This is a genomic window from Streptomyces sp. KLMMK (assembly GCF_036961605.1).
Taxonomy (GTDB): domain Bacteria; phylum Actinomycetota; class Actinomycetes; order Streptomycetales; family Streptomycetaceae; genus Streptomyces; species Streptomyces telluris.
Genome location: NZ_JBAMDC010000360.1, coordinates 1 through 6,545, shown reverse-complemented (window position 1 = coordinate 6,545; position 6,545 = coordinate 1). Strand labels below are relative to the sequence as shown.

At 72.8% G+C, this 6,545-nt stretch carries 6 protein-coding genes; all 6 read right to left on the bottom strand.

Features of this window, described 5'->3' with window-relative positions; genetic code table 11:
• Window positions 1–3: 3 nt before the first annotated feature.
• Complete coding sequence (locus V7793_RS30920) at window positions 4–603, bottom strand: TetR/AcrR family transcriptional regulator (protein ID WP_336012797.1); 600 nt, start codon at window positions 601–603, stop codon at window positions 4–6.
• Entirely contained in the window at window positions 591–1,319 is a 729-nt protein-coding gene (locus tag V7793_RS30915) for an enoyl-CoA hydratase family protein (protein ID WP_336012794.1), read from the bottom strand. The genes V7793_RS30920 and V7793_RS30915 overlap by 13 nt, the downstream gene beginning before the upstream one ends.
• Before the next feature lie 14 nt (window positions 1,320–1,333).
• Window positions 1,334–2,491, bottom strand: coding sequence for an acyl-CoA dehydrogenase family protein (locus V7793_RS30910; protein ID WP_336012791.1), 1,158 nt, complete (start codon window positions 2,489–2,491; stop codon window positions 1,334–1,336).
• Complete coding sequence (locus V7793_RS30905) at window positions 2,488–4,656, bottom strand: acetyl/propionyl/methylcrotonyl-CoA carboxylase subunit alpha (RefSeq protein ID WP_336012788.1); 2,169 nt, start codon at window positions 4,654–4,656, stop codon at window positions 2,488–2,490. The genes V7793_RS30910 and V7793_RS30905 overlap by 4 nt, the downstream gene beginning before the upstream one ends.
• A 41-nt stretch (window positions 4,657–4,697) precedes the next feature.
• Entirely contained in the window at window positions 4,698–6,296 is a 1,599-nt protein-coding gene (locus V7793_RS30900) for an acyl-CoA carboxylase subunit beta (RefSeq protein WP_336012786.1), read from the bottom strand.
• The coding region (locus V7793_RS30895) for an AtuA-related protein (RefSeq protein ID WP_443058028.1) at window positions 6,293–6,545 on the bottom strand (253 nt) is incomplete at its 5' end. The genes V7793_RS30900 and V7793_RS30895, both read right to left, overlap by 4 nt.

The window sequence follows — 6,545 nt, the reverse complement described above, 5'->3', positions numbered from 1 at the left end:
GCCTCACAGCAGGTCGCTGAGGACGCCCGTCCAGTGCCGGACCACGCGGTCGCGTCTGGCGCTGTCGTCGGTGAGCAGGGTCGCGAGGCCCAGGCCCCGGCACATGTCCAGGAAGCCCTGGACCGTTTCGCGCACGCCCGCGCGGCGTTCGTCGGCGCCGAGGAGTTCCAGCGCCATCCGGTGGACCTCCCGGCCGACCCGCGCCTCCAGTTCGGTGACCCGGGCCCGCAGTGCGTCGTCGTTGGCGGCGGCGACCCACAGTTGCAGGGCCGCGCGGAACAGCGGGCCCGTGTACAGGTCCACGAGCTGGCCGACGGCCAGGTGCGTACGGGCCGGGCCGATGATCAGCTGCACCTGGGGCAGCAGGCCGCGCACGGCGGCCGACCGCTGTTCGGCCACGTACTCCACCGCGGCCGTGAACAGGTCCTCCCGGGTGCGGAAGTGGTGCTGGGCGGCCCCCCGCGAGACGCCCGCGCGCTCGGCGACGACGGCGACGGTCGAGCCGGCCCAGCCGTGCTCGGCGAGGCAGGCGATGGCCGCTTCGAGGAGGCGCCGGCGCGTGGCGCGGCTGCGGTCCTGCTTGGGAAGGCTCAGCGCGTCCATTCCGGCTCCCTGCGCTCCAGGAAGGCGGTCATGCCCTCGCGGGCCTCGGCGGAGCCGAAGAGCCGGGCGGACAGCTCGGTCAGCCGGGCCGTATCGCGGTCGAAGGCCCGCCGCACGTCGGCCGTGGCCAGGGCCTTGGACTCGGCGAGCCCCTGGGGCGAGCCGCGCCGCAGCCCGTCCAGGACCGGTCCGAGGTCCTGCTCCTCCGCCGTGACCAGCCCGATGCGTACGGCCTCAGCCGCCCCGAACCGCTCGCCGGTCAGGTAGTAGCGGGCCGCCGCCCGCGCGTCCAGGCGCGGCAGCAGCGGCAGGGATATGACGGCGGGCGCGAGCCCCAGCCGGGCCTCGGTGAAGGCGAAGGAGGACGCCTCCCCCGCCACGGAGATGTCACAGGACCCCAGCAGCCCCAGCCCGCCGGCGCGCACATGGCCGTTCACCCGGGCCACCACCGGCTTGGGCAGCTCCACCACCGCGCGCATCAGCCGTACGAGGGCCTGCGGCCCGTCCGTGCCCGTCTCTCTCAGATCGGCGCCCGAACAGAAGGTGTTGCCCGCGTGGCTCAGCAGGACCGCACGCGTACCGGCATCCTCCGCGGCCTCGGCCAGGCCCTCCAGCAGCTCGGCGACCAGCCGGGAGGACAGGGCGTTGCGGTTGTGCGGGGAGTCCAGGGTCAGCGTGGTGATGCCTTGCTCCGAGGAGCGGTGGACCAGTTTCACGTATGCCGCCTTTCTCAGTACGACTTGGGCAGGCCGAGCGTGTGGTGCGACACGTAGTTGAGGATCATCTCGCGGCTGACCGGGGCGATCCGCGCCACCCTCGACGCCGTGAGCAGCTGGGCGAGCCCGTACTCGGAGGCGAGGCCGTTGCCGCCGAGGGTGTGCACGGCCTGGTCGACGGCGCGGACGGCGGCTTCGGCGGCGGCGTACTTGGCCATGTTGGCCGCTTCGCCCGCCCCCATGTCGTCACCCGAATCGTAGAGATGGGCCGCCTTCAGCATCATCAGCCGGGCGAGCTCGACCTCGATGTGCGACTGGGCCAGGGGGTGAGCAATGGCCTGGTGGGCGCCGATGGGCTCGCGCCAGACCGTCCGCGTACGGGCGTAGCCGACGGCCCGGCCCAGGGCGTAGCGGCCCATGCCGATGGCGAAGGCGGCGGTCATGATGCGCTCGGGATTGAGGCCGGCGAAGAGCTGGAGCAGACCGGCGTCCTCGTCACCGACCAGGGCATCGGAGGGCAGCCGCACACCGTCGAGAGTGAGCTCGAACTGCTTCTCGGGGGAGGCGAGTTCCATAGGAATCGAGCTCCTCCGGAACCCGGGGGCGTCCCTGTCCACGATGAACAGGCACGGCTTGAGCTTCCCCGTCCGCTCGTCCTCCGTACGACCCACGATCAGCGTCGCCTCAGCAACGTCCACGCCGGAAATGAAGACCTTCCGACCACTGAGAACCCACCCGCCGCCCTCCCGCCGCGCGGTCGTCGTGATGCGGTGCGAGTTCGATCCGGCGTCGGGCTCGGTGATGCCGAACGCCATCTTCGTCGTCCCGGCCGCGATCCCGGGCAGCCAGCGCCGCTTCTGCTCCTCCGTGCCGAAGCGGGCGATCACCGTGCCGCAGATGGCGGGCGAGACGACCATGAGCAGCAGGGGGCAGCCCGCGGCGCCGAGCTCCTCCAGGACGATGGCGAGCTCGGCCATGCCGCGGCCGCCGCCCCCGTACTCCTCCGGGAGGTTGACGCCCAGGTAGCCGAGCTTGCCGGCTTCCTCCCACAGCTCGTCGGTGTGCTTGCCGTCGCGGACCGCAGCGGTGACGTACTCCCTCCCGTACCGCTTCCCGAGGGCGGTGACGGCGGCGCGCAGATCCTGGTGTTCCCGGGTCTCGGCGAGACTCATGACAACGGCTCCTTCGGATCCTCGGTGACGACGGCGAGCAGGGCGCCGACCTCGACCTGGCGGCCGGGGGCGGCGTGCAGGGAGGTGAGCGTGCCGGAGGACGGAGCGACGATGCGGTGCTCCATCTTCATGGCCTCCAGCCAGAGCAGGGGCCGGCCCCTCTCGACCGCACACCCCTCGGCGACCCCGTCCGCGAGGCGGACCACCGTGCCCGGCATGGGCGCCAGGAGGGAACCGGGCGCCGCGGGCACGGCGCCGGGGTCGGGGAAGCGCGGCAGGGAGGTGAACGTGTGGGCGCCCGACGGAGCGTCCACGTATACGCGGTCGTCGTATGCGGACACGGCGTACGGGGTGCGGAGGCCGTTCACCTCCAGGAGCACGTGGCCGCGGTCCGCTCCGACCAGCCGGATGCCGGTGGCGCCTTCGGCCTCCAGGCCGTGCCGGGTGAGGCGGTAGCGCACGGTGTGCACGGTGCCGTCCGGCTCCGAGCGGTAGCGCTTCTCCTGCGGCCGGGAAGGAAGATTGCGCCAGCCGCCGAAACGGGAGCGGCCTTGTGCGTCCGCCACGGCCGCGGCGAGGGCGGCGACTGCCGCGCCGTCGGCGCGCGGTGCGGTCAGCCCGGTCAAGTGCCGCTCGTAGAAAGAGGTATCCATACGCCCGGCGGCGAATTCCTCGTGCCGGAGCGACCGTACGAGGAGGTCGCGGTTGGTGACGGGCCCGTGGATGCGGGCGCGCTCCAGCGCGTGCGCCAGGAGGCGGACGGCCTCCGGCCGGGTGGGAGCCCAGGCGATCACCTTCGCGAGCAGCGGGTCGTAGTACGGGGTGACCGTGTCACCGGACCCGACACCCGCGTCAACGCGAAGGTATCCCGCGCCTGCGGCACGGCCTTCGGCCCACCCACCCGCCGGTTGAAGGATGTCGGGGGCACCGGCCGCTGGTGGCGTACGGCGGGAGGGGGTGGGGGCGCAGGGGTTGGGGTCCGGGGCGCTGACGTGTATTTGCGGGCCCGATGCGGAAGAGGGCTCCGCTGCACCGCCGGGCACGGGCCCGTAAATATACGGCCCCGGACCCCCACCCCGGAGCCCCCGCCACCGGACCCGAGACGCACCCGCACCCACCGACAGCTCCCGCACCACACCGGTCTGCGGCCGCCACCCGGCCCCCGGATCCTCCGCGTACAGCCGAGCCTCCACCGCGTGGCCCGAGGGCCCCGACGGCCCCGGCGGCACGGCGTCCAGCGCCGCCCCCTCCGCCACCCGGATCTGCAGTGCCACCAGGTCCAGCCCGTACACCGCCTCCGTCACCGGATGCTCCACCTGCAGGCGCGTGTTCATCTCCAGGAAGAACGCCTGCCCGTCCTTCACCAGGAACTCCACCGTCCCGGCCCCCACGTACCCGACGGCCCGCGCCGCGGCCTCCGCAGCCTCGCCGAGCACCCCCCGCAGCTCTTCGGGGAGCCCCGGGGCCGGCGCCTCCTCGATCACCTTCTGGTGCCGCCGCTGCAGGGAGCAGTCACGCGTCCCCAGCACCCGCACGCCCCCGTGCGCGTCAGCCAGGACCTGCACTTCCACGTGCCGCCCGCCTTCCACGTACGGCTCGGCGAAGACTTCGTCGTCGCCGAAGGCGGCCTTGGCCTCCGCCCGCGCGGAGGCGAGCTCGGACTCCAGCAGGGCGGGGTCGCGTACGACGCGCATCCCGCGCCCGCCCCCGCCCGCCGCGGCCTTGAGGATCAACGGCGGCTGCCCGAAGGGCGCCTCCCCGGCGGACGCCGCCAGCACCGGCACCCCCGCCTCCGCCATGATCCGTTTGGCGCGCGTCTTCGAGGCCATCGCCTCGATCACCCCGGGCGGCGGCCCGATCCACACCAGCCCCGCCCGCTCCACGTCCCGGGCGAACTCCGCGCTCTCGGAGAGGAACCCGTACCCCGGATGCACGGCGTCCGCGCCCGCGGCGAGCGCGGCCCGCACCACGGCGTGCCCCCGCAGATACGTATCCGCGGCAGCGACCCCGGGCAGCCGCACCCCCGCATCGGCTTCCCGTACGTGCAACGCACCGGCGTCGGCGTCCGAGTACACGGCGACGGTACGAATGCCCAGCTCCCGGCACGTGCGGAAGACCCTGCAAGCGATCTCGCCCCGGTTGGCGACAAGCAGCGACCCGATCACTCGACCCTCACCCTCCCCATCCCCTCACCCTCACGTCACCCTCACGTCCGAAAGACCCCGAACCCACCCCGCACGCCCTCGACCGGCGCCGTATGGATCGCCGACAGGCACATCCCCAGCACGGTCCGCGTGTCCCTCGGGTCGATGACGCCGTCGTCGTAGAGCCGCCCGGAGAGGAACGCGGGCAGGGACTCCGACTCGATCTGCCGCTCGACCATGGCCCGCAGCGCGGCGTCGGCGTCTTCGTCGTACGCCAGCCCCTTGGCCTCGGCCGATGCGCGGGCGACGATCGACAGGACCCCGGCGAGCTGCTGCGGCCCCATGACGGCGGCCTTGGCGCTGGGCCAGGCGAACAGGAACCGGGGGTCGAAGGCCCGCCCGCACATGCCGTAGTGCCCGGCCCCGTAGGAGGCCCCCATGAGCACCGACAGGTGAGGAACCCTGGAGTTCGCCACCGCATTGATCATCATCGCGCCGTGTTTGATGATGCCGCCCTGCTCGTAGGTCTGCCCGACCATGTATCCGGTCGTGTTGTGCAGGAAGACGAGCGGCACGTCGCGCTGATTGGCCAACTGGATGAACTGCGCGGCCTTCTGCGACTCCTCGCTGAAGAGAACACCCTGCGCATTGGCGAGGACCCCCACGGGATACCCGTGGATACCGGCCCACCCGGTAACCAGACTGCTCCCGTACCGCGCCTTGAACTCGTCGAAGTCCGACCCGTCCACCACACGCGCGATGACTTCGCGAGGATCGAAGGGCACCTTCAGGTCGCCCGGCACGATGCCGAGCAGCTCCTCCTCGTCATACAGAGGAGGCTCGCCGATCTCCGGATCGGCATGCGCCTTGCGCCAGTTGAGCCGCGCAACCACACGCCGTGCCGAACGCAGCGCGTCGAGCTCGTCGACGGTGAAGTAGTCGGCGAGACCGGACACGCGCGCGTGCATCTCCGCACCGCCCAGCGACTCGTCGTCACTCTCCTCGCCCGTGGCCATCTTCACCAGCGGCGGCCCGCCGAGGAACACCTTCGACCGCCCCTCCACCATGATCACGTGATCCGACATGCCGGGGACGTACGCGCCCCCGGCCGTCGAATTGCCGAACACCACGGCCACGGTGGGGATCCCGGCGGCCGACAGCCGCGTCAGGTCCCGGAACAGCCCGCCTCCCGGGATGAAGATCTCCTTCTGGCTCGGCAGGTCGGCGCCGCCGGACTCGACGAGCGAGACGACGGGCAGCCGGTTGGCGAACGCGATCTCGTTCGCCCGCAAGGCCTTCTTCAGGGTCCAGGGGTTGCTGGCCCCGCCGCGCACGGTGGGGTCGTTGGCCGTGATGACGCACTCGACGCCCTCGACCACCCCGATGCCGGTGACGAGCGAGGCGCCCACCGTGCAGTCGCTGCCCCACCCGGCCAGCGGGGAGAGCTCCAGGAACGGCGTGTCCGGGTCGATCAGCAGCTCCACCCGCTCTCGGGCGAGGAGCTTGCCCCGCGCCCGGTGCCGGGCGACGTACTTCTCCCCGCCTCCGGCCAGGGCCCGCGCGTGCTCCGCCGCGATCGCGTCGAGCCGTTCCAGCATCGCCGTCCGGTGGGCGGCGTACTCCGCGCCCGAGGTGTCGAGCCGGGACACCAGCGCCGTCACAGCAGCACCTCCGGTATGTCCATGTGCCGGGCGCGCAGCCACTCGCCCAGGGCCTTGGCCTGCGGGTCGAAGCGGGCCTGGGAGGCGACGCCGGCGCCGAGGAGCCCGCCGACGGTGAAGTTGAGGGCGCGCAGGCCCGGGTAGACGTGGCGGGTGACGGGGAGCCGGGCGGTCTCCGGCAGGAGCCGGCGGAACCGCGCTCCGGTGAGCTCGTGGGCCAGCCAGCGCCACGCCGCGTCCGTGCGCACC